The organism is Leisingera aquaemixtae, assembly GCF_006740765.1.
GTDB lineage: Bacteria > Pseudomonadota > Alphaproteobacteria > Rhodobacterales > Rhodobacteraceae > Leisingera > Leisingera aquaemixtae.
This window is the reverse complement of sequence record NZ_CP041159.1, coordinates 151,302-171,081: the sequence shown is the minus strand read 5'-3', so window position 1 is coordinate 171,081 and position 19,780 is coordinate 151,302. Positions and strand designations below refer to the sequence as shown.

Annotated in this window: 20 protein-coding genes; 9 read left to right on the top strand and 11 right to left on the bottom strand. The window is 67.2% G+C overall.

The genetic code is table 11. The features are described from left to right. Positions 1-65 precede the first annotated feature (65 nt). The 5 genes from mreC to R2C4_RS02640 are packed head-to-tail and all read left to right on the top strand — an operon-like array spanning position 66 to position 5,580. Complete coding sequence (gene mreC / locus R2C4_RS02660; protein ID WP_141889481.1) at positions 66-1,007, top strand: rod shape-determining protein MreC; 942 nt, start codon at positions 66-68, stop codon at positions 1,005-1,007. Further along, complete coding sequence (locus R2C4_RS02655; RefSeq protein WP_058286349.1) at positions 1,000-1,536, top strand: hypothetical protein; 537 nt, start codon at positions 1,000-1,002, stop codon at positions 1,534-1,536. Before mreC ends, R2C4_RS02655 begins: the two co-directional genes overlap by 8 nt. After that, positions 1,536-3,482 carry a penicillin-binding protein 2 gene (mrdA, locus tag R2C4_RS02650; RefSeq protein WP_141889480.1) on the top strand — a complete coding sequence of 649 codons (1,947 nt, stop codon included), beginning with the start codon at positions 1,536-1,538 and terminating at the stop codon, positions 3,480-3,482. The genes R2C4_RS02655 and mrdA overlap by 1 nt, the downstream gene beginning before the upstream one ends. Next, a complete protein-coding gene (gene rodA / locus R2C4_RS02645) occupies positions 3,479-4,630 on the top strand; it encodes a rod shape-determining protein RodA (RefSeq protein WP_058286347.1) in 1,152 nt (383 codons plus the stop codon). Before mrdA ends, rodA begins: the two co-directional genes overlap by 4 nt. A gap of 17 nt (positions 4,631-4,647) precedes the next feature. Then, a complete protein-coding gene (locus R2C4_RS02640; protein WP_141889479.1) occupies positions 4,648-5,580 on the top strand; it encodes a 2-hydroxyacid dehydrogenase in 933 nt (310 codons plus the stop codon). 117 nt (positions 5,581-5,697) lie between these two features. On the opposite strand, the gene R2C4_RS02635 is transcribed toward R2C4_RS02640, so the two are convergent. From R2C4_RS02635 to R2C4_RS02605, 7 genes are all read right to left on the bottom strand, one after another. Then, complete coding sequence (locus R2C4_RS02635; RefSeq protein WP_141889478.1) at positions 5,698-7,713, bottom strand: M3 family metallopeptidase; 2,016 nt, start codon at positions 7,711-7,713, stop codon at positions 5,698-5,700. A gap of 108 nt (positions 7,714-7,821) precedes the next feature. Continuing rightward, on the bottom strand, positions 7,822-8,172 hold the full coding sequence (locus R2C4_RS02630) for a hypothetical protein (protein WP_141889477.1): 351 nt from the start codon (positions 8,170-8,172) through the stop codon (positions 7,822-7,824). 21 nt (positions 8,173-8,193) lie between these two features. Further along, entirely contained in the window at positions 8,194-9,243 is a 1,050-nt protein-coding gene (locus R2C4_RS02625) for a HesA/MoeB/ThiF family protein (RefSeq protein ID WP_141889476.1), read from the bottom strand. Next, positions 9,243-9,698 carry a dUTP diphosphatase gene (dut, locus tag R2C4_RS02620; protein ID WP_141889475.1) on the bottom strand — a complete coding sequence of 152 codons (456 nt, stop codon included), beginning with the start codon at positions 9,696-9,698 and terminating at the stop codon, positions 9,243-9,245. Before dut ends, R2C4_RS02625 begins: the two co-directional genes overlap by 1 nt. A gap of 37 nt (positions 9,699-9,735) precedes the next feature. Further along, positions 9,736-10,932: a bifunctional phosphopantothenoylcysteine decarboxylase/phosphopantothenate--cysteine ligase CoaBC gene (gene coaBC / locus R2C4_RS02615; RefSeq protein ID WP_141889474.1), complete on the bottom strand. Its 1,197-nt coding sequence runs from the start codon at positions 10,930-10,932 to the stop codon at positions 9,736-9,738. A 222-nt stretch (positions 10,933-11,154) separates the two neighbouring features. Continuing rightward, on the bottom strand, positions 11,155-11,991 hold the full coding sequence (locus R2C4_RS02610; protein WP_141889473.1) for a ChaN family lipoprotein: 837 nt from the start codon (positions 11,989-11,991) through the stop codon (positions 11,155-11,157). Further along, positions 11,988-12,866 carry an RNA polymerase factor sigma-32 gene (locus R2C4_RS02605; protein ID WP_141889472.1) on the bottom strand — a complete coding sequence of 293 codons (879 nt, stop codon included), beginning with the start codon at positions 12,864-12,866 and terminating at the stop codon, positions 11,988-11,990. The genes R2C4_RS02610 and R2C4_RS02605 overlap by 4 nt, the downstream gene beginning before the upstream one ends. A gap of 58 nt (positions 12,867-12,924) precedes the next feature. Here R2C4_RS02605 and cobU point away from each other — a divergent pair, with 58 nt between their 5' ends. The 4 genes from cobU (at position 12,925) to R2C4_RS02585 (ending at position 16,601) form a co-directional block, all read left to right on the top strand. Further along, positions 12,925-13,659: a bifunctional adenosylcobinamide kinase/adenosylcobinamide-phosphate guanylyltransferase gene (gene cobU / locus R2C4_RS02600; protein WP_338034736.1), complete on the top strand. Its 735-nt coding sequence runs from the start codon at positions 12,925-12,927 to the stop codon at positions 13,657-13,659. After that, positions 13,656-14,237, top strand: a complete 582-nt coding sequence (locus tag R2C4_RS02595) for a histidine phosphatase family protein (RefSeq protein ID WP_141889470.1) — start codon at positions 13,656-13,658, stop codon at positions 14,235-14,237. Before cobU ends, R2C4_RS02595 begins: the two co-directional genes overlap by 4 nt. Positions 14,238-14,295: 58 nt before the next feature. Continuing rightward, a complete protein-coding gene (locus R2C4_RS02590) occupies positions 14,296-14,979 on the top strand; it encodes a glutathione S-transferase (RefSeq protein ID WP_141889469.1) in 684 nt (227 codons plus the stop codon). A gap of 113 nt (positions 14,980-15,092) precedes the next feature. Beyond that, positions 15,093-16,601: a YifB family Mg chelatase-like AAA ATPase gene (locus tag R2C4_RS02585; RefSeq protein ID WP_141889468.1), complete on the top strand. Its 1,509-nt coding sequence runs from the start codon at positions 15,093-15,095 to the stop codon at positions 16,599-16,601. On the opposite strand, the gene R2C4_RS02580 is transcribed toward R2C4_RS02585, so the two are convergent. From R2C4_RS02580 to rsmI, 4 genes are all read right to left on the bottom strand, one after another. Further along, positions 16,590-17,498: an alpha/beta hydrolase fold domain-containing protein gene (locus R2C4_RS02580; protein WP_141889467.1), complete on the bottom strand. Its 909-nt coding sequence runs from the start codon at positions 17,496-17,498 to the stop codon at positions 16,590-16,592. The two genes, R2C4_RS02585 and R2C4_RS02580, sit on opposite strands and share 12 nt — an antisense overlap. Next, on the bottom strand, positions 17,498-18,433 hold the full coding sequence (gene gshB / locus R2C4_RS02575; protein WP_058286334.1) for a glutathione synthase: 936 nt from the start codon (positions 18,431-18,433) through the stop codon (positions 17,498-17,500). The genes R2C4_RS02580 and gshB overlap by 1 nt, the downstream gene beginning before the upstream one ends. 71 nt (positions 18,434-18,504) lie before the next feature. After that, positions 18,505-18,879, bottom strand: coding sequence for a YraN family protein (locus R2C4_RS02570; protein WP_058286333.1), 375 nt, complete (start codon positions 18,877-18,879; stop codon positions 18,505-18,507). A 3-nt stretch (positions 18,880-18,882) separates the two neighbouring features. Next, on the bottom strand, positions 18,883-19,740 hold the full coding sequence (gene rsmI, locus R2C4_RS02565) for a 16S rRNA (cytidine(1402)-2'-O)-methyltransferase (protein ID WP_141889466.1): 858 nt from the start codon (positions 19,738-19,740) through the stop codon (positions 18,883-18,885). Positions 19,741-19,780 lie beyond the last annotated feature (40 nt).

Genomic DNA, 19,780 nt, shown 5'->3' with positions numbered 1-19,780 from the left:
CAGACCCTGACCGCCGGAACGGCGCCGGCCGGTGAGCGGCTGGAGGGGCGGCTGGAAGGAGAGACGTGGCGAAGGACAAGTCACAGCGCGACGATTACGCAACCCCGCTGCGGCGTCTGCTGACAGCGGTTTTGTGCCTGTGCCTGGCCGCGGTCTTTGTCGTCTGGCGGATCGACAGCCCGCGGGTGGAACGCTTCCGCGCCCAGGTGGCGGACAGGGTGGTGCCCAGCATGGACTGGGCGATGGTGCCGGTGACTGCCACCATCAACCTGATCCGCGATTTCCAAAGCTATCAGCGGCTGTCTGAGCAGAACCGCGAGCTGCGCAGCGAGCTGCGGCAGATGCGGGCCTGGAAAGAGGCGGCGCTGCAGCTGGAGCAGGAGAACGCCCGCCTTCTGGATCTCAACAACGTGCGGCTGGACCCGCAGCTGACCTATATCACCGGGGTGGTGATGGCCGACAGCGGCTCCCCCTTCCGGCAGTCGGTGCTGCTGAACGTGGGCAGCCGCGACGGGGTGCATGACGGCTGGGCGGCGATGGACGGGATCGGGCTGGTGGGCCGGATCTCCGGCACCGGGCGCAACACCGCGCGGGTGATCCTGCTGACCGATGCCGCCAGCGCGGTGCCGGCGACCATCCAGCCCTCCGGCCAGACCGCACTGGTCACTGGCGACAACAGCGCCGCGCCGGTGCTGAGCTTTCTGGAAAACCCCGACCAGGTGCGCCCCGGCGACCGGGTGATTTCCTCCGGCGACGGCTCCGTCTTTCCGGCGGGCCTGCTGATCGGCCAGGTGGCCAAGGACCGGTCCGGGCGGATGCGGGTGCGCCTGTCCGCGGATTACGGGCGGCTGGAGTTCCTGCGGGTGCTGCGCCACCACGGCACCGAAGTGATCCAGGACCCGGGCGGGCTGGTCGGGGCGCCGCCAGGCGATCCGGTGCCGCAGCCGCGGCCCGAGGGTTTGGGGGCAGAGAGCGCAGACGGCACGGCTGAGGCGGGCAATGGCTAACACCTCGCCCGCCCGGATCTGGACCATGCGCGCGGCGTTTGCGGCGCTGGCACTGCTGATCATGTTCTTCCACCTGCTGCCGCTGGAGACCGAGCCGCGGTTCTGGGCGCCGCCGGACCTGCTCCTGGCGCTGGCGATGGCCTGGAGCCTGCGCCGCCCGGATTATGTGCCTGCCCTCTCCATCGGGCTGGTGATGCTGCTGGCGGATCTGCTGTTCCACCGCCCGCCGGGTCTGCTGGCGCTGCTGACGGTGCTAGGCTGCGGTTTCCTCAAGGGCCGCGCAGCGCCCCATCGCGAGAGCACCTTTGCCAGCGAATGGCTGTCGGTTGCGCTGGTGCTTACCGGGATTGCCACCCTGAACCGGCTGATCCTGACCCTGTTCGGGGTTGCGCAGGCGCAGCTGAGCCTGACCGTGATCCAGGTGGTGATGACCATCGCCGCCTATCCGCTGGCAGTTTGGGCCAGCCAGTCTATTCTGGGGGTGCGCAAACTGTCCCCGTCCGAAGCCGAAGCCCTGGTGAGCCGCTGATGAAACGCAATCCCAAGGATCTGGATGCCGCACACGGCAAGATGACCCGGCGGGCGCTGTTCCTGGGCGGGCTGCAGCTGGCCTTTGCCGGCGGCCTGGCGGCCCGGATGCGCTACCTGCAGGTGGATCAGGCCGATGAGTTCCGCCTGCTGGCGGAGGAAAACCGCATCAACATCCGCCTGCTGCCGCCCGCGCGCGGCCAGATATTCGACCGCAACGGGCTGATCGTCGCGCAGAACTCGCCGTCTTACCGGATCACCGTGGTGCCGGAGGATGCGGGCGACGTTGAGGCGGTGATTGCCAAGCTCTCCAGCCTGGTGCCGCTGGACCCGGAGGACCTGGAGCGCGCCCGCACCGAGATGCGCCGCTCGCCACCGTTCCTGCCGATCACCCTCGCCGACCAGATCGGATGGGAGGATATCTCCAAAGTCGCCGTGAACGCCCCCGCCCTGCCCGGCGTCACGCCCGAGGTGGGCCTGACGCGGGTCTATCCGCAGCTGGACGATTTCGCCCATGTGGTGGGCTATGTCGGCCCCGTGTCCGACTATGACCTGAGCAAGATGGAAGACCCCGAGCCGGTGCTGATGATCCCGCGCTTCCAGATCGGCAAGGTGGGCTTTGAGGCCCGGCGCGAGGATGTGCTGCGCGGCAAGGCCGGGGCCAAGCGGGTCGAGGTGAACGCCACCGGCCGGGTGATGCGCGAGCTGGACCGGCGCGAGGGGATCTCCGGCGCCGACATGCAGCTGACCATTGACGCGGAACTGCAGAATTATGTGCAGGCGCGGCTGGGCCGGGAAAGCGCTGCCGCGGTGGTGATCGACTGCGAGGACGGGGACATCCGCGCGATCTGCTCCTCGCCCAGTTTCGACCCCAACCTGTTCGTGCGCGGCATCTCGGTTGCCGACTACCGGATGCTGACAGAGGACAAGTACCGCCCGCTGTCCAACAAGACCGTGCAGGGCACCTATCCGCCCGGCTCCACCTTCAAGATGATCACCGCGCTGGCGGCGCTGGAAAACGGCGTGATCGGGCCGGAGGAAACCGTCTGGTGCCCCGGCTACCTCAAGGTTGCCGGCCGCCGCTTCCACTGCTGGAAACGCGCAGGCCATGGGCATGTGGATCTGAACACCTCGCTGAAACGGTCCTGCGACGTCTATTATTACGACGTGGCGATCAAGACCGGGATCGACAAGATCTCCGAGATGGCCAACATGTTCGGCCTGGGCATCAAGCACGAGCTGCCGATGTCGGCGGTGGCCCAGGGGATCACCCCGACCAAGGAGTGGAAGGCCAGCTCCTATGGCAAGGACTGGCTGATCGGCGATACCGCGAACTCCTCCATCGGCCAGGGCTACATGCTTGCGTCGCCCTTGCAGCTGGCGGTCATGACCGCACGGATTGCCACCGGGCGCAGCGTGACGCCGCGGCTGTTGAAGTCGCTGGACGGCGTGGAACAGCCGAGCGGCGCAGGCGAGCCCCTGGCGGTCAGCGGGAACAGCCTGCGCATGGTGCGGCGCGGCATGCATTCGGTCAGCAATGACCGCCGCGGCACCGCCTACCGCTCCCGCATCATCGGCGATGGCATGCAGATGGCCGGCAAGACCGGCACCAGCCAGGTCCGCAACATCACCGCCGCCGAACGCGCGGCCGGTGTGATCCGCAACGAGGACCTGCCGTGGGAACGGCGCGACCATGCGCTGTTTGTCTGCTTTGCGCCCTATGACAAGCCCAAATACGCGGTTGCGGTGGTGGTCGAACACGGCGGCGGCGGCTCCAAGGCGGCGGCTCCGGTGGCACGCGACGTGCTGCTGCAGGCGCTTTACAACGGCACCCCGCCGCTGGAGGCCTACCCCAACGCCGACCGCAGCCGCATCAAGGCGCAGCAGGAGCGGCTGGAGCGCGAGCGCGTCAAGCGGCCGCTGGGCAGCAGGAGCAGCCGGGCATGAGCTATCTTGAGTACCACGCCAAATCGACCCCCACGGGGCTGCGCAAGATCCTGCACCTCAACTGGGGGCTGACGCTGCTGCTGATCACGGTCGCCAGTGTCGGCTTCCTGATGCTCTATTCGGTGGCGGGCGGCTCCTTCAGCCCGTGGGTGGAGCCGCAGGTCAAGCGGTTTGCCCTCGGCCTTGCGGCCATGTTCGTGGTGGCGATGATCCCGATCTGGTTCTGGCGCAACATCTCGGTGGTGGCCTATCTGGGGTCGCTGGCGCTGCTGGTCGCGGTGGAGCTGTTCGGCACCGTCGGGATGGGCGCGCAGCGCTGGATCGACATCGGCTTCATGCGGCTGCAGCCGTCGGAAGTCACCAAGATCGCGCTGGTGATGCTGCTGGCCGCCTATTACGACTGGCTGCCGCCCGAAAAGACCTCCCGCCCCTTGTGGGTGCTGCTGCCGGTGGCGCTGATCTTGCTGCCCACCGCACTGGTGCTGAAACAGCCGGACCTTGGCACCTCGATCCTGCTGATGGCGGCAGGCGGCGGGGTGATGTTCCTGGCGGGCGTGCACTGGGCCTATTTCGTGGCGGTGATTGCCGCCGGCGTGGGGCTGGTCAGCACCGTGTTCCAAAGCCGCGGCACCGACTGGCAGCTGCTGAAGGATTATCAGTTCCGCCGCATCGACACCTTTCTGGACCCCTCGCAGGACCCCTTGGGCGCGGGCTATCACATCACCCAGTCCAAGATCGCGCTCGGCTCCGGCGGCTGGTCGGGGCGCGGGTTCATGCAAGGCACCCAGTCGCGGCTGAACTTCCTGCCGGAAAAGCACACCGACTTCATCTTCACCACCCTGGCAGAGGAGTTCGGCTTTATCGGCGGTGTGACCCTCTTGGTCATCTACATGCTGATCATCCTGTTCTGCATCGCCTCGGCGATTGCTGCCAAGGACCGGTTCTCGTCGCTGGTGATCATGGGCATTGCCATCACCTTCTTCCTATTCTTTGCGGTGAACATGTCGATGGTGATGGGGCTGGCGCCGGTGGTTGGCGTGCCGCTGCCGATGGTGTCTTATGGCGGCTCGGCGATGCTGGTGCTCCTGGGCGCCTTCGGCATCGTGCAAAGCGCCCATATCCACCGCCCGCGGCAATCGCCGCGCTAGAACGTCAGGGAGACCTCATGACCGCCAATGTCCTGTTTGCAGGCCGCGCCGATGGCTGGCCAACCTATGAGCCGCTGCTGAAAGCGGAGCTTGCCCGGCGGGGCGTGGAGGCAGATCTGCGCACCGGCTTCGCGCCAGAAGACGTGGATTACATCGTCTACGCCCCCAGCGGGCCGGTCAGCGATTTCACCCCCTTTACCCGGCTGAAGGCGGTGCTGAGCATGTGGGCCGGCGTTGAGAAAATCGTGCCTGTTGTGCCCGCTTCCGTGCCGCTCACCCGGATGGTGGACAGCGGGCTGGAACAGGGGATGACCGAATGGGTGGCTGGCCACACGCTACGCTATCACCTGGGCATGGACCTCCATATCCGCGGGCTGAACGGGCGCTGGCACCGGCATGTCCCGCCGCTGGCCAAGGACCGGCACGTCACGGTTCTGGGCCTCGGCGCCCTGGGCACCGCCGCGGCCAAGGCGCTGGCGGCGCTGGGGTTCCAGGTCTCCGGCTGGAGCCGCACCCAAAAGGAGATCGAAGGCATCACCTGCCACGCGGGCCCGGAGGGGCTGAAGGTTGCGCTGCGACAGGCTGAGATCGTGATCCTGCTGCTGCCCGACACCCCCGCCACCGAAAACACGCTGAATGCCGAGACACTGGCCCTGCTGCCCAAGGGCGCAAAAGTCATCAACCCGGGCCGCGGGCCGCTGATTGACGACGCGGCGCTGCTGGCGGCACTGGACAGCGGCCAGGTCGGCCACGCGACGCTGGATGTGTTCCGCGTTGAGCCGCTGCCGCCGGAGCACCCCTATTGGGCGCATCCCAATGTCACGGTCACGCCGCATATCGCCTCGGAAACCCGTGAAAGCACCGCGGCCGAAGTCATTGCGGAAAACATCCGCCGCGCGGAGGCCGGCGAGCCGCTCTTGCACCTCGTCGACCGCAGCCTCGGCTACTGAACGGACAAGAGCGGACTGGCGCCCGCTCTTTCATCTTTCCTGAAATACTCAAGTCCCGCTGCCCGGCAGGCGGCTTTGCCGTCGGAAGGGGAGGCAGCGCCCGCAAGGGCGCTTTCCTTACTCCGCAGCCAGCCCGCGGCCTTTCAGCAGTGCCTCCACGCCCGGAAGCCGCCCGCGGAAGGCAACATACAGCTCCGCCGGATCCGCAGAGCCGCCGGTGGAGAGAATATGTTCCTCCAGCGCCCTGGCGCGTTCGGCATCAAAGGCTCCGCCTGCCTCCTTGAAGGCGGCAAAGGCATCAGCGTCCATCACCTCCGACCACATGTAGCTGTAATAACCCGCGGAATAGCCGTCGCCCGAGAACACATGCGCGAAATGCGGCGTCGCGTGGCGCATGGTGATCGCGTGCGGCATGCCGAGTGCCGCAAGCACTTCGTTTTGCTTTTCCATCGGGTCGGACGGCGCCGGACCGTCATGGAAGGCAAGGTCCACCAGCGCAGAGGCGGTATATTCCACCGTCTGAAAGCCCATGTCGAAATTGGACGCCCCCAGCACTTTCTCCAGCATCTCCTGCGGCATCGGCGCGCCGGTTTCCGCGTGGGTGGCAAACTCCTGCAGCACCTCCGGCACCTCCAGCCAATGCTCATACAGCTGGCTGGGCAGTTCGACAAAATCGCGCGCCACCGAGGTGCCCGAAATGCTCTCATAGGTCACATCGGACAGCATCTGATGCAGCGCATGGCCGAACTCATGGAACAGGGTGCGGGCATCGTCCCAGGACAGCAGCGCCGGGTCGCCCTTGGCGAAGTTGCAGACGTTGATCACCACCGGGGCCTGCACATCCGGGAACTTGGCCTGCTGCCGCATGGCTGAACACCAGGCGCCGGAACGCTTGGAGCTGCGGGCAAAGTAGTCGCCGATGAAAACCGCCACATGCCGGCCGTCCCGCGTCACCTCCCAGGCGCGGCAGTCCGGATGGTAGAGCGGCACGTCCAGCGGTGTGAACTCCAGCCCGAACAGCCGGTTTGCGCAGGCAAAGGAGGCCTCGATCATCCGGTCGAGCTGCAGATAGGGTTTCAGCTCCGCCTCATCCAGATCATGCTCCGCCTTGCGGCGCTTCCCGGCGTAGTAGCGCCAGTCCCAGGGCTCGAGATCGCCGTTGATTCCATCGGCCTGCATCATCCCGGTCAGCACCGCGGCGTCTTTCTCGGCCCGGGCCTTGGCCGCCTCCCAGACTTCCATCAGCAGCCCGCGCACCGCCTCAGGCGTTTTGGCCATTTCGGTTTCCAGCTTGTAGGCGGCGAAATTTTCATACCCCAACAGCTGCGCCCGCTCCTCGCGCAATTGCAGGATCTCGGCGGCAATGGCGCGGTTGTCGGTTGCGCCGCCGTTGGCCCCGCGGGCGGCCCAGGCGTTGAACGCTTTCTCGCGCAGGTCGCGGCGCGGCGAGAACTGCAGGAAGGGCGTGATCAGCGAGCGCGACAGGGTGACAACCGGGCCGCCCGCGCCCTTCTCCTCGCCAGCCGTGCGCGCGGCCTTGACCACAAACTCCGGCAGGCCTTCCAGATCGTCCTCGGACAGCTCCATGAACCAGTCGCGCTCATCCGCCAGCAGGTTCTGGGTGAACTGGGTGCCCAAGGTCGCCAGCCGCCCCTTGATCTCCTGCATCCGGGTGTCGGCCGCGCCCTCCAGTGCCGCGCCGCCGCGGACAAAGCCGCGGTGGGTCAGCATCAGGACGCGCTGCTGCTCCTCGGTTAGATCCAGCTCCTCCCGCTGGTCCCAAACCGCCTTCACCCGGGCATACAGCGCCTTATTGGCGGTGATTGCCGAGAAATGCGCCGCGAGTTTCGGGGAGAACTCCCGCTGCAGCTCCTGCCGCTTGGGGTTGCTGTCGGCACCGGCCACGGTGAAGAAGACGCCCAGCACCTGCTCCAGTGCGCGGCAGGGCGTTTCCAGCGCCTCGATCACATTGGCAAAGCCGGGCGGCTCGGCGCTATTGGCGATGGCGCCGATCTGTTCCTTATGCGCCGCCAGCGCCTGCTCCAGCGCGGGGGCGAAATCATCATCGGAAATGCTGTTGAACGGGGCAATTTCAAACGGCGTGTCCCAGCGGGACAAAAGCGGGTTGGACATATGCGGGTCTCCTTTGCAGGCGACGCTAGCGGTAAAGACGGGGGGCCGCAATCACGCTCAGGCGGGGTGCGCGGGCCGGGCCGGCGTATCCGGGTCCGGCTGCCCGGATCAGCCGCCGGCCCCGAGGCTGTGCGCCAATTCAGCCGGGATAATCCGGATCGGAACGCCCGCGATATTGGCCGCGCGGGCGATGCGCCACTCAAAGCGGCCCAAGGTGCCGTCGGTATCAATCAGCGCAACCACCGCTTCCTTGCCGGTGATTTCCGCCGCGAACAGCGCCTGCTGAATGCTGTCCAGGCTACTGCGCTTGTCGAGACCGAATTCAATGACGCGGTTGCGGTTTTCGCAATCGGTCCGGATGGATGCCGCCCCGCCGGGATAGGTGAACTGATGCACCGTCTCCGGCTGGCCGCCGAACAGGGCGCCGCACAGCAGCGCGATGTAGTAGGCTTCATTCATGGAAGGTTCCGGGCGGCCAGGTCAGCTCTGTCCGGGACCGCTGCAGACCGGGCAGCCCTCGCGCCGCGACAGGCGGATCTTGCGCGTCTCGCCATAGAGCCCGTCGTAGATCAGCATTTCCCCCCGCAGCACCTGGCCCGCGCCGGTGATCTGCTTGACCGCCTCGACCGCCATCATCGCCCCGACAACCCCCGGCAGCGGGCCGGCCACCCCGGCCTCGGAGCAGCTGGGTGCCAGACCGGCCGCAGGCGCCTCCGGGAAAATGCACTGGTAGCACGGACCGTCCTGGGCCGGGTGAAACACGCTCAGCTGCCCCTCCCACTGCGACAGCGCGCCTGAGATCAGCGGCTTGCCCAGCGTCACGGCGGTGCGGTTGGCCAGATAACGGGTCTCAAAATTGTCGGTGCCGTCGAGGATCAGATCATATTCGGCAAACAGCTCCGCCGCGATGTCATCGCTCAGGCGGCGGTTGTAGGGGCGCACCTCCGCATAGGGGTTCTGCGCCTCCATCGCGGCCTGGGCAGAGAACACCTTGGGCGTGCCGATGTCCTTGTCCCGGTGAATCACCTGGCGCTGTAAATTGGCGTTGTCGACCACGTCATCATCAATCACCCCGATGGTGCCAACACCGGCGGCGGCCAGATACTGCAGCGCAGGCGCGCCCAGACCGCCTGCGCCGATCACCAGCACCTTGGCCTGTTTCAGCCGTTTCTGCCCCGGCCCGCCCAGCTCGCGCAGGACGATATGGCGGGCATAGCGGTCAAGCTCGCTTTCGGTGAAGGTTCCTGCGGGCTGGGTCATCTGCGTGTCCTGGGGCTGGGCGCGGGTCTTCAAAGCCGCCACGATACGCGCATAGAAACCGGCCACAAGGGCAAAGCCGCCCAGCATCAGCCAAGGCGCGGCTGAACCGCCGGTGCCTTCGCGCAAGGGATGCCCGTCCGGCAGGGTCAGCTGCACTGCTAGCACGGCGGTGAACAGCACCGCCAGCAGCCCAAGGCGCAGGTTGCGCGGCAGGCCCAGGAACCGCCCGCCCCACCAGATCAGCGCCGCCAGGATCAGGATCCGCAGCATCAGGCCTGCCCGGTCGAGCCAAAGCCGCCCGCCCCGCGGGGCGTTGCGGACAGCGCCTCCGCCCGTTCAAACCGCGCCTGCAGGACCGGCGCCACCACCATTTGCGCAATGCGGTCGCCATGCGCGATCTGAAACGGCTCCTGCCCCGCGTTCAGCAAAATCACCCCCAAGGGCCCGCGATAATCGCTGTCGATGGTGCCCGGCGTGTTGGGCAGCGTGATCCCGTGTTTCAGCGCCAGCCCGGAACGCGGCCGGATCTGCACCTCATAGCCTGCCGGGATCTCCACACGCAGCCCGGTGGGCACCAGCGTGCGCTCCCCCGGCTGCAGCACCAGAAAGCCGCGGTCCGGCAGGTTGGCCCGCACATCAGCCCCCGCCGCACCGGCAGTCTCATAGGAAGGCAGCGGCACATCCCGGTCCGCAGCTTCCTCATGGATCACACGGATCGTGACCATCCCCGCTCCCCCTTCATCTTTCCAAAAATACTCAAAATCACCCGGCCAGCGCCGCGGCAATCCGCTCTGCCAGTTTGCGGGCGACCTCATCCTTGGCCATGCGCGGCCATTCCTCGGCGCCGCCGTCAGAGATCAGGATCACCGCGTTTTCGCTGCCCCCCATGATGCCGGTCGCGGGCGAGACGTCATTGGCGACGATCCAGTCGCAGCCCTTGCGCTTGCGCTTGGCGGAGGCGTTTTCGACCACATCGTTGGTTTCCGCGGCGAAGCCGACCACCAGTCCGGGACGGCCTTCGCTCATCTGCGAGACGGTCTTCAGGATGTCGGGGTTTTCCGCGAACTCCAGAACCGGCAGCCCGTCCTTGGATTTCTTCAGCTTGCGGTCCGAGGCGCTGGCCACCCGCCAGTCCGCCACCGCAGCGGCAAAGACCCCGGCGTCTGCGGGCAGCGCCGCCTGCACTGCGGCCGCCATCTCACGGGCGCTTTCCACTGGCACCACCTGTACCCCCTCAGGGGGCCGGACCGCTGCCGGGCCCGTGATGAACACCACCTCCGCGCCCAGATCGCGCAGAGCACGGGCCACCGCCGCCCCCTGCGCCCCGGAGGAGTGGTTGGCGATGTAGCGCACCGGGTCGATCGGCTCATGCGTGGGGCCGGAAGTGACCAGAATGCGCTTGCCCTTCAACGGCCCATCCGAGAGCTTGGCCGCAATGGCGGACAGGATCTCCTCCGGTTCCGCCATCCGTCCTGGGCCGAATTCGCCACAGGCCATGCTGCCCTCGTTGGGGCCCACAAGGGACACACCGTCGCCTTTCAGGATCTCAAGATTGCGCCGGGTGGCCGGGTGCTCCCACATCCGCACGTTCATCGCGGGCGCCAGCAGCACCGGCGTGTCGGTGGCCAGCAGCAGGGTAGAGGCAAGGTCGTTTGCATGGCCTTGCGCCATCTTGGCCATCAGATCCGCGGTGGCCGGCGCCACCACCAGCAGATCGGCGCTGCGCGACAGCTGGATATGGCCCATCTCGGCCTCTGCGGTCAGGTCGAACAGCTCCTGATGCACAGGCGTTCCGGCCAGGGCCGACACCGACAGGGGCGTCACGAATTCGGCACCGGATTTGGTCAGCACCGGCGTCACCCGGGCGCCTTGATCCTGCAGGCGGCGGATCAGTTCCAGCGATTTATAGGCCGCGATGCCGCCGCCGATGATCAGAAGAATATGTTTGCCAGCCAGCATTTGCGCGTCCTCGCCCGGTTTGCCGCGACTGTACTGCGCCGAAAGGGAAGTGTGAAACGGTTTTCCCGGCCCGGCGCGCCGTCCCAAGGGCAGAGGCAATGGCTCCCGCCCCCGCGCGGCACGGGCCTGCGGCCCCTGCCGCTGGCGGCGTTGGGCCGGGCGCCGCGCTGCGCACGGCGCGGTCCGGGGCAAACGCACCGCCGGCCGCTTGCGCAGGACGACTCAGTTGCTGTTCTGAAACGCCAGACAGGGATCGGGACGCTCTGCCGCCGGTGCATCCAGCACCAGATCGAAACTGCCGCTGATCTGCCCGTCCTCCGACTGGCCCAGGCTGCGGATCCGGGCCTCGGGGCGGGCCTTGGCAAGGTACACCGCCATTCCGCGGTCCGCGCGGGCGTGGCCATTGCCGGTGATGACTGCCACCGGGCCGCCGGTCTCTGCCAGCGCCCGGTCCGCGGCAGCGGCCAGACTGGCGTCGCGCAGGCGCTGGATGTCCACCAGAACCGGCAGCATCTCGGCCGGCATCGCGTTGCAGTGACTGGCCAGCTGATCCCCCTCGCGCGCCGCCTGTTCGGCAGCGGGCAGCGGCTGATCCAGGCCAAAGCGCGCGGCGGCCTCTGCACCGAAATAGGCGGCGGCACCCTGCTCCAGCGCCCGGGCAGCCTCTGCCCGCGGCACCAGCGCCCCGTACTGGCGGGCGCCCTGGGCGGCCGCAAAGACCGGCGCATAAAGGGAAAACTCCGGCCAGCCGGACTGCGCCCAGTCCAAGGCTTGCGCAACCTGCTCCGCATCCGCCAGCGTTGCCGGGTTCAGGCTCTCTGCCTGCTCTGCCGTGATCATCTCCCAGACCACGGCCTTGGGCTGCAGCTCTGCCAGCAGCGCAGCCTGCCGCTGGTGATGCACCGCGTTGTCATGCACCTCGCCGAGGATCGCCACATCTGCGCCGCGCAGCAGTCCGGCCGCCGCCGCCAGATCGCCGGCGCGGGCGCCAGACAGGCCAAGCGCCGCCAGAACGGCGGCGCTTGCCAAAGTTTTCAGGACAGTCAGCCGCTTTCTCATGAAAGCAGTTTCTGCACCTCCCGCGATTGGCTTTCAAGGCTCTTGCGCATCTTCTGGAACGCACCGGCCTCCAGCTGCCGCACCCGCTCCTTGGAGAGGCCCAGCTCCGTGCCGAGGCTTTCCAGCGTGCGCGGACGGTCGCGCAGCTTGCGCTCGGTGATGATAAAGCGCTCGCGGTCGTTCAGCGCCTGCAGCGCCGTGACCAGCCACTTGCGCAGCTGGCGGCGGTCGTGCCGCTCCTGCACCAGATCTTCGGCTTGCGAGGCATCATCCTCCAGCGCGTCGATCCATTCGCGGCCCTCCTCGTCGGTGGACTGCACCGCGTTCAAAGAGAAGTCAGCCCCCGACAGGCGCCCCTCCATCATCTCCACATCGCGCAGCGGCACACCGATCTCGGTGGCGATCTTCTGATGCAGCTGGTGCTGATCCAGCGGCACGCCCGAAGACCGCGCCTCACGCTCCAGCTGCGCCTGCACCCGGCGCATGTTGAAAAACAGCGACTTCTGCGACGAGGTCGAGCCGGTGCGCACCATCGACCAGTTGCGCATCACGTAATCCTGGATCGACGCCTTGATCCACCACACCGCATAGGTGGAGAACCGCACGCCGCGGTCCGGATCGAACTTGTCTGCCGCTTTCATCAGGCCCAGGCCTGCCTCCTGGATCAGGTCGTTCATCGGCGCCCCGTAGCGCTTGAACTTGGCGGCCATGGAAATGGCCAGGCGCATATAGGCGTTGATAAGCCTATGCAGCGATGCAACATCGCGGTCATCGCGCCAGGCATAGGCCAGACGGCGCTCGGTTTCGGCATCCAAAAGCTCTGCCTTCATTGCCTGCCTCGGCAATGGGTTTTCGAGTGTTTGATCAAGTGCCATGTGATTTCCCCCCGGAAACTAATTAACAAACTGCCGTCTTGAGGACGCGCACGGAACAATGGGGGCCCGGTTTATAAAGACCGGCAGCAACAGCACAGCGGATGCGACTCGCGGCTCATCCAAAGGCCAAAATGGGAACGTTAAATTTTATTTTGGCCCCTGCGCAGGCTTACCCGGCCTTAATAAGTGGAACCCCGGGATGCTGCGGTCTCTTGTGTTCACCGGGCCCTGCGGATACCCACAGGAACGGCTTCGGACTTACAGGTTAGCAAGAAATGCCTGCAAATGTAACTTTTATTCTTGGGGGGCCGCCTCAGGGAAATCGGCCTATGCCGAGCAGCTGTGCTTAAACTCCGGGAAAAGCAGGGTTTACTGGGCGACTGCGCAAATTTTCGACAGTGAGATGCGCGCTAAAGTGTCCCGCCACCTCGAACAAAGGGGTTCAGGCTGGGCCACTGTTGAAGAACCGGAAACAGCGGCCAGGGTTCTGGGCGTTCTGGAGCCGGGCCAGATCTGCCTGATGGATTGCGCCACCATGTGGCTGACCAATCATTTGCTGGCAGATCACGACCTGCAAGCCGCCCAGGACGGGCTGCTGGCGGCGGTGGACCAGTGCCGGGCGGACCTGGTGATCGTGTCCAACGAAACCGGCCTTGGCATCGTGCCAGAGAACGCGCTGGCCCGCCGGTTCCGCGAGGCGCAGGGGCGGCTCAACATCGCGCTGGCGGCGCGAGCGGACACCGTGGTGCAAGTGACCGCGGGGCTGCCGCTGGTGCTGAAAGGGGCGTTATGATCACCCGGCTGTTCCTGATCCGGCATGGCCCGACTCATGCCAAATCCATGGTCGGCTGGTCGGATCTGCCCGCCGACCTGTCCGATTCGGCGGCGCTGGCGCGCCTGTCGGCCTATTTGCCTGCAGACGCGCTTGTGGTGTCCTCGGACTTGTCCCGCGCGGCAGAGACCGCCACCGCCATCCAGGGGCAGCGCCAGCGCCTGCCGCATGTGCGGGCGCTGCGCGAGATCCACTTTGGCGCCTGGGAGCTGCGGACCTGGGCAGAGGTCGACGCCGAGGACCCGGAGCGCATCCGCGCCTATTGGGAGACCCCCGGCGATGTGACACCGCCCGGCGGCGAGAGCTGGCACCAGGTCTGCAACCGGGTGAATGCGGCTGTTGACGGGCTGATCGGCGCGCACCGGGGCCGCGACCTGATTGTTGTCGGCCACTTCGGCCAGATCCTGACCCAGATCCAGCGGGCGGAGCTGCTGACCGCGGAAGAGGCCTTTGCCCACCGCATCGACAACCTGTCGGTCAGCGAAATCTCCCATGGCCCGGACGGCTGGCGGACGGGTGTGATCAATCACCTCCCGTGACGGGTGCCATCACAAACATTCCATTTCAACATGTTACGCCCGGCGCTAGCCTGCTGGCATGGCTTATGAACTTTATATCGGCGACCGCATGTTCTCCAGCTGGTCCTTGCGCGGCTGGCTCATGCTCGAAAAATTCTCCCTGCCCCATACGGTGCATATGGTGGGGCTGTATTCCGGCACCATGGCGGATGACATGGCGCATCTGGCCCCGGCCCGGCTGGTGCCTGCCCTGCGCACGCCCGAGGGCACGGTGATCGGCGAAAGCCTTGCCATTGCCGAGACGTTGGCGGAACGGCACCCGGAGGCCGGCCTTTGGCCGTCGGATCCGGCGCAGCGGGCCACGGCGCGCTGGCTGGCGGCGGAGATGGCCGCAGGCTTTGGCGCGCTGCGCGGCGGCTGCCCGATGCAGCTGGCGCATGTGTACGAGGGGTTCGAGGTGCCGCCCGCGGTGCAGGCGGACCTGGAGCGGATCGAAACCCTGTTCGCCCATGCCCGCAAGGTCTCGGGCCACAGCAGCGGCTATCTGTTTGGGGCGTATTCGCTGGCAGATGTGTTCTACACCCCGGTGGCCGCGCGGATCACGGGCTACGGCCTGCCGGTGTCCGCTGAAACCCGCGCTTATTGCAAGCTGCTGCTGTCCGACCCGGCCTTCCTGCAATGGCAGAGGCAGGCGCATGAGGTCAGCTATGACCCGGAACCCTACGCGATGGATCTGCCGCGGCGGCCCTGGACGCTGGACTGAGCCTGCCGCGAGCGCGAATTCTGCGTGAATTCGCCGTCCGCCGCGCTCGGCGTTAACGACTCGGAAACCACGATTGCCAAGCATTTCTCCCTGCACCAGGAGGGTTGGGAGAGATGACCGCACGGTCCTACACAGTTGCCTTTCAAGGGGTTGACGCCCGGCTGGTCGAGGTGCAATGCGCCGTCGCCCCGGGCCTGCCCGCCTTCTCTGTCGTCGGTTTGCCGGACAAGGCGGTCCAGGAAGCGCGCGAACGGGTGCGCGCGGCTTTTGCGGCGATGTCCATCGCCCTGCCCTCGCGCCGGATCACGGTGAACTTGTCGCCCGCGGACCTGCCCAAGGAGGGCAGCCATTTCGACCTGCCGATTGCGCTCGCCCTGCTGGCCGCCATCGGCATCATCCCGGCGGAAAAAACCGAGGAGACCATCGCCCTGGGAGAGCTGTCGCTGGACGGCCAGCTGATGCCGGTGACCGGCGCCCTGCCCGCCGCCGTCACCGCGGCGGAGGAAGACCGGCTGCTGCTCTGCCCGAAACCTTCGGGGCCGGAGGCGGCCTGGGTCGATGCGGCGCAGGTGATCGGCGCCGCCACGCTGACGGAGGTGGTGCAGCATTTCACCGGCCAGCGGCGCATTGAACCCGCCGCCCCCGGCGAGGCGGTCAGCGGCCTGGGCGGCAAGGACCTGCGCGATGTGAAGGGCCAGGAGACCGCCAAGCGCGCGCTGGAAATCGCGGCTGCCGGACGCCATCACATGCTGATGATCGGCCCGCCCGGCTCCGGCAAGTCGATGCTGGCGGCGCGGCTGCCCTCGATCCTGCCGCCGCTGTCGCCCGCGGAGGCGCTGGAAACCTCGATGATCCATTCCCTGTGCGGGCTGATCGACGACGGCGGCATCAGCCGCGCCCGCCCGTTCCGCGAACCGCATCACACCGCCTCGATGGCGGCGATTGCAGGCGGCGGGCGGCGCGCCCAGCCCGGCGAGATCAGCCTGGCCCACAACGGCGTCTTGTTCTTGGATGAGCTGCCGGAATTCGCGCGCCCGGTGCTGGAAACCCTGCGCCAGCCGCTGGAAACCGGCGAGGTGATGGTGGCGCGTGCCAATGCCCATGTGAAATACCCCAGCCGGTTCATGCTGGTGGCCGCCGCCAACCCCTGCAAATGCGGTTACCTGGCCGATGCCAACCGCGCCTGTTCCCGTGCGCCGCTTTGCGGCGCCGACTACCTGGGCCGGATCTCGGGCCCGCTGCTGGACCGCTTCGACCTGCATCTGGACGTGCCGCCGGTGGCTGTCGCCGACCTGGAACTGCCGCCCGGCGCCGAGGGCTCTGCCGGCGTTGCCCGGCGGGTGGCAATCGCGCGGGAGATGCAGACCGCCCGGTTCCGTGACCATCCCGGCCTGCGCCAGAACGCCGATGCCGAGGGCAGCCTGCTGGAGGAGATCGCCGCGCCCGACGCCGAAAGCCGCAGCCTGCTGGTCCGCGCCGCGGAACGCTTCGGCCTTAGCGCGCGCGGCTATCACCGGGTGCTGCGGGTTGCCCGCACCATTGCCGACCTGGCCTGTGAAGAGCGGGTGCAGCGCCAGCACTTTGCCGAGGCGCTGAGCTTCCGGCTGCCCTCAACCCGCTGAGCCGCCGTCCAGCACCGCGACCGCAAAGACGGCCGCCTCCTCCAGCGCCGCCTGCCCTTCCGGCAGGTGCCCGGCCATGAACTGCCAGACATGCGGCACATCGCGCCACAGGGTCAGGCGCACGCTGCCGCCCGCGGCCTGCAGCCGCTCTGCCATCCGCTCGGCATCCGACAGCAGCACTTCGACGTCGCCTGCCTGAATCAGCACCGGCGGCGGGCCGGGAAACTCCGCAAACAGGGGGGAGGCGCGGGGATCAGCGGGGTCCGCGCCCGCCAGATACTGCTCGATAACCTCTTTCATCCGCCCAGCGGGGATGATCACATCCTTGTCCCGGTTGGCCTGGATGCTGGCCCCGCTCAGCGTCAGATCGCACCAGGGGGAAAAGGCAATCACGCCCGCCGGGCGCTCGCCCCTGGCCAGAAGCCCGCCCAGAAGCGCCAGCGCCAGCCCGCCGCCTGCGCTGTCGCCCGCCAGCAGGATGTCCCCCGGCCCGTAGCCCATCCGGCGCAGCGACTGCCAGGCCGTCATCGCGTCATCATAGGCGGCCGGAAACGGTGCCTCCTGCAGCAGCCGGTAATCGGGCACGGCGATCTCGGTGCCTGAGGCATAGGAAAGGCGGGACAGCATCCCCTGATAGGCGCGGGCGCTGCCGGCCAGATAGGCGCCGCCGTGCAGGAACAGGATGATCCGCCTGCTGCGGGTCTGCCCGGCAGAGACCAGATACAGCGGCACCGGCGCGGGCCGCCGCAGCACCCGGGTATAGGGCAGCGCCGGGCAGAACAGCGGTGCGGTCAGGTCAAAGACCTTGCGCACGAACTCCGGGCTGCCGGTCAGCCGCAGCGCCGGCTTCAGGCCATAGCGCATCCAGGCATTTATGGCCCGGCGCTGCCAGCTCATCAGCGGATCTTGGCTTCGATCGCCTGCCAGACCTTTTCAGCGATATTCACCCCGTCAAACCGCTCCAGCTCCTGAATGCCGGTGGGCGAGGTCACGTTGATCTCTGTCAGGTAGTCGCCGATCACGTCGATGCCGACAAAGACCTGCCCCTTTTCGCGCAAGAGGGGCCCGATGGCGGCGCAGATTTCCAGGTCGCGCTCGCTCAGGCCGGTCTTCTCGGGGCGGCCGCCCACATGCATGTTGGAGCGGGTCTCGCCCGCTGCCGGCACCCGGTTGATGGCGCCCACCGCCTCGCCGTCGACCAGGATCACCCGCTTGTCGCCGTTGCTGACGTCAGGCAGGAATTTCTGCACGATCAGCGGCTCGCGGCTGAAGCCGGTGAACAGCTCATGCAGCGAGGTCAGGTTGCGGTCGTTTGCGTCCAGCCGGAACACGCCCGCCCCGCCATTGCCGTACAGCGGCTTCAGGATCACATCGCCATGGACCTCCTTGAACGCCCTGATGGTCTGCAGGTCGCGGGCGATGGTGGTCGGCGGCGTCAGATCCGGGAATTTCAGAACCAGCAGCTTTTCCGGGTAGTTGCGCACCCAGAACGGGTCGTTCACCACCAGCGCCTGCCCCTTCAGCATGTCCAGAAGATGGGTCGAGGTGATGTAGTGCATGTCAAACGGCGGGTCCTGGCGCAGCCAGACCACGTCGAACTCCGCCAGATCCACCTCGCGCTCCGGGCCCAGAACCGCCGGCGCATCCGCCACCCGCTGCACGGTCATGTCATGGCCGCGGGCGGTGATGCGGCCCTCCTGATAGGCCAGATGGTCGGGGCCGTAGAAGAACAGCTCATGACCGCGCGCCTGCGCCTCCTCGGCCAGGCGGAAGCTGCTGTCCGCGTTGATGTCCACGCCCATGACCGGGTCCATCTGGAAGGCGATTTTCATGGCAGTATCCCTTGTAAACTGGCCAAATACATGGCCCACCCTGCCCTGGGGTTCAATGGGTCAGGCGCGGTTCAATCCATGCCGAAAGCGTTTTCGATGATTTCCACGGCGCCGGTTGCGTTGACCAGCGCCGCGTCAAACCGCACTGGTGTGAGCTGGCCCTGCGGCGTGCTCTCCAGGTACTGCCCGGCGCTGGCATAGATGCGTTCCGCCTGCCGCGGGGTGATCCGCTGCGCCGCACCGGCGCTGGTGGCGCTGTGCTTCACCTCCACGAACACCAGCCCGTCCGGGGCGCGCAGGATCAGGTCGATCTCGCCGCCCGCCCCGCGCCAGCGGCGCTCCGCCACGGTGTAGCCGCGGTTTTCATAATGGCGGGCAACGATCTCCTCCGCCGCCTCGCCCGCCAGATGGGCGCGGGCACCGCGGTGCTGGCGGGCGCGGGCCAAGGCTCAGCTGTCCTTCGCCAGCTGCAGCGCCAGCTGATAGACCTTGCGCCGCGGCAGCCCGTGCATTTCGGCGACAATCCCGGCGGCATCCTTGACCGAGTTGCCCTGCAACGCGGCCTGCAGATCGCTTTCCAGATCGCCCTCGCTCACCTCCGATTCCTGCGCGCGGTCGACCAGCAGCACGATCTCGCCCTTGACCGGCCTGTCTTCCAGACCGGCAGCCAGCTCCGCCAGCGGCGCGCGGCGCACTTCCTCGAACTTCTTGGTCAGCTCGCGGCACAGCGCCGCCGGGCGGTTGCCCAGAACCGCGGCCATATCCGAGACCGAGGCGGCAACCCGCTTGGGCGATTCATAGAAGATCAGCGTGCCGGGGATTTCCCGCAGCTCCTCCAGCCGCTTGCGCCGGGCGCCGGCGGCGTTGGGCAGGAAGCCTGCAAAGAAGAAGGCGTCGGTGGGCAGCCCCGCCAGTGTCAGCGCCGTGGCCGCCGCCGAGGCGCCGGGGGCGCAGGTCACCATGTGGCCCGCCTCCGCCGCGGCCCGGCTGAGGCCGAAGCCCGGATCGGCAATCAGCGGCATCCCGGCCTCGGAGGCGTAGGCCACCGATTTCCCCTCCGCCAGCGCCTCCAGCAGCTTGGCGCGCGCGCCGCTGCCGCTGTGATCGTGGTAGGCGATGATCCGCCGCCCGCCCAGCGGCACCCCGTGAATCTCCATCAGCTTGCGCAGCGAGCGTGTATCCTCAGCCGCAAGCACATCGGCTGAGGCCAGCACATCCAGCGCCCGCAAGGTAATGTCGCGGGCCGTGCCGATCGGCGTGGCGACAAAGTACAGCCCGGGGGACAAAATGACATTCTGGTGATTCAACGCTGGACCCGCCTTTTTGGTCGTTTATGATCCGTCCTTA

Excerpts from the sequence above, each read along its gene's own strand:
- R2C4_RS02655 (WP_058286349.1), top strand. The coding sequence starts at position 1,000 with ATGGCTAACACCTCGCCCGCCCGGATCTGGACCATGCGCGCGGCGTTT.
- mrdA (WP_141889480.1), top strand. The coding sequence starts at position 1,536 with ATGAAACGCAATCCCAAGGATCTGGATGCCGCACACGGCAAGATGACC.
- rodA (WP_058286347.1), top strand. The coding sequence starts at position 3,479 with ATGAGCTATCTTGAGTACCACGCCAAATCGACCCCCACGGGGCTGCGC.
- R2C4_RS02640 (WP_141889479.1), top strand. The coding sequence starts at position 4,648 with ATGACCGCCAATGTCCTGTTTGCAGGCCGCGCCGATGGCTGGCCAACC.
- R2C4_RS02635 (WP_141889478.1), bottom strand. The coding sequence starts at position 7,713 with ATGTCCAACCCGCTTTTGTCCCGCTGGGACACGCCGTTTGAAATTGCC.
- R2C4_RS02630 (WP_141889477.1), bottom strand. The coding sequence starts at position 8,172 with ATGAATGAAGCCTACTACATCGCGCTGCTGTGCGGCGCCCTGTTCGGC.
- R2C4_RS02625 (WP_141889476.1), bottom strand. The coding sequence starts at position 9,243 with ATGCTGCGGATCCTGATCCTGGCGGCGCTGATCTGGTGGGGCGGGCGG.
- dut (WP_141889475.1), bottom strand. The coding sequence starts at position 9,698 with ATGGTCACGATCCGTGTGATCCATGAGGAAGCTGCGGACCGGGATGTG.
- coaBC (WP_141889474.1), bottom strand. The coding sequence starts at position 10,932 with ATGCTGGCTGGCAAACATATTCTTCTGATCATCGGCGGCGGCATCGCG.
- R2C4_RS02610 (WP_141889473.1), bottom strand. The coding sequence starts at position 11,991 with ATGAGAAAGCGGCTGACTGTCCTGAAAACTTTGGCAAGCGCCGCCGTT.
- R2C4_RS02605 (WP_141889472.1), bottom strand. The coding sequence starts at position 12,866 with ATGGCACTTGATCAAACACTCGAAAACCCATTGCCGAGGCAGGCAATG.
- cobU (WP_338034736.1), top strand. The coding sequence starts at position 12,925 with ATGGGGGCCCGGTTTATAAAGACCGGCAGCAACAGCACAGCGGATGCG.
- R2C4_RS02595 (WP_141889470.1), top strand. The coding sequence starts at position 13,656 with ATGATCACCCGGCTGTTCCTGATCCGGCATGGCCCGACTCATGCCAAA.
- R2C4_RS02590 (WP_141889469.1), top strand. The coding sequence starts at position 14,296 with ATGGCTTATGAACTTTATATCGGCGACCGCATGTTCTCCAGCTGGTCC.
- R2C4_RS02585 (WP_141889468.1), top strand. The coding sequence starts at position 15,093 with ATGACCGCACGGTCCTACACAGTTGCCTTTCAAGGGGTTGACGCCCGG.
- R2C4_RS02580 (WP_141889467.1), bottom strand. The coding sequence starts at position 17,498 with ATGAGCTGGCAGCGCCGGGCCATAAATGCCTGGATGCGCTATGGCCTG.
- gshB (WP_058286334.1), bottom strand. The coding sequence starts at position 18,433 with ATGAAAATCGCCTTCCAGATGGACCCGGTCATGGGCGTGGACATCAAC.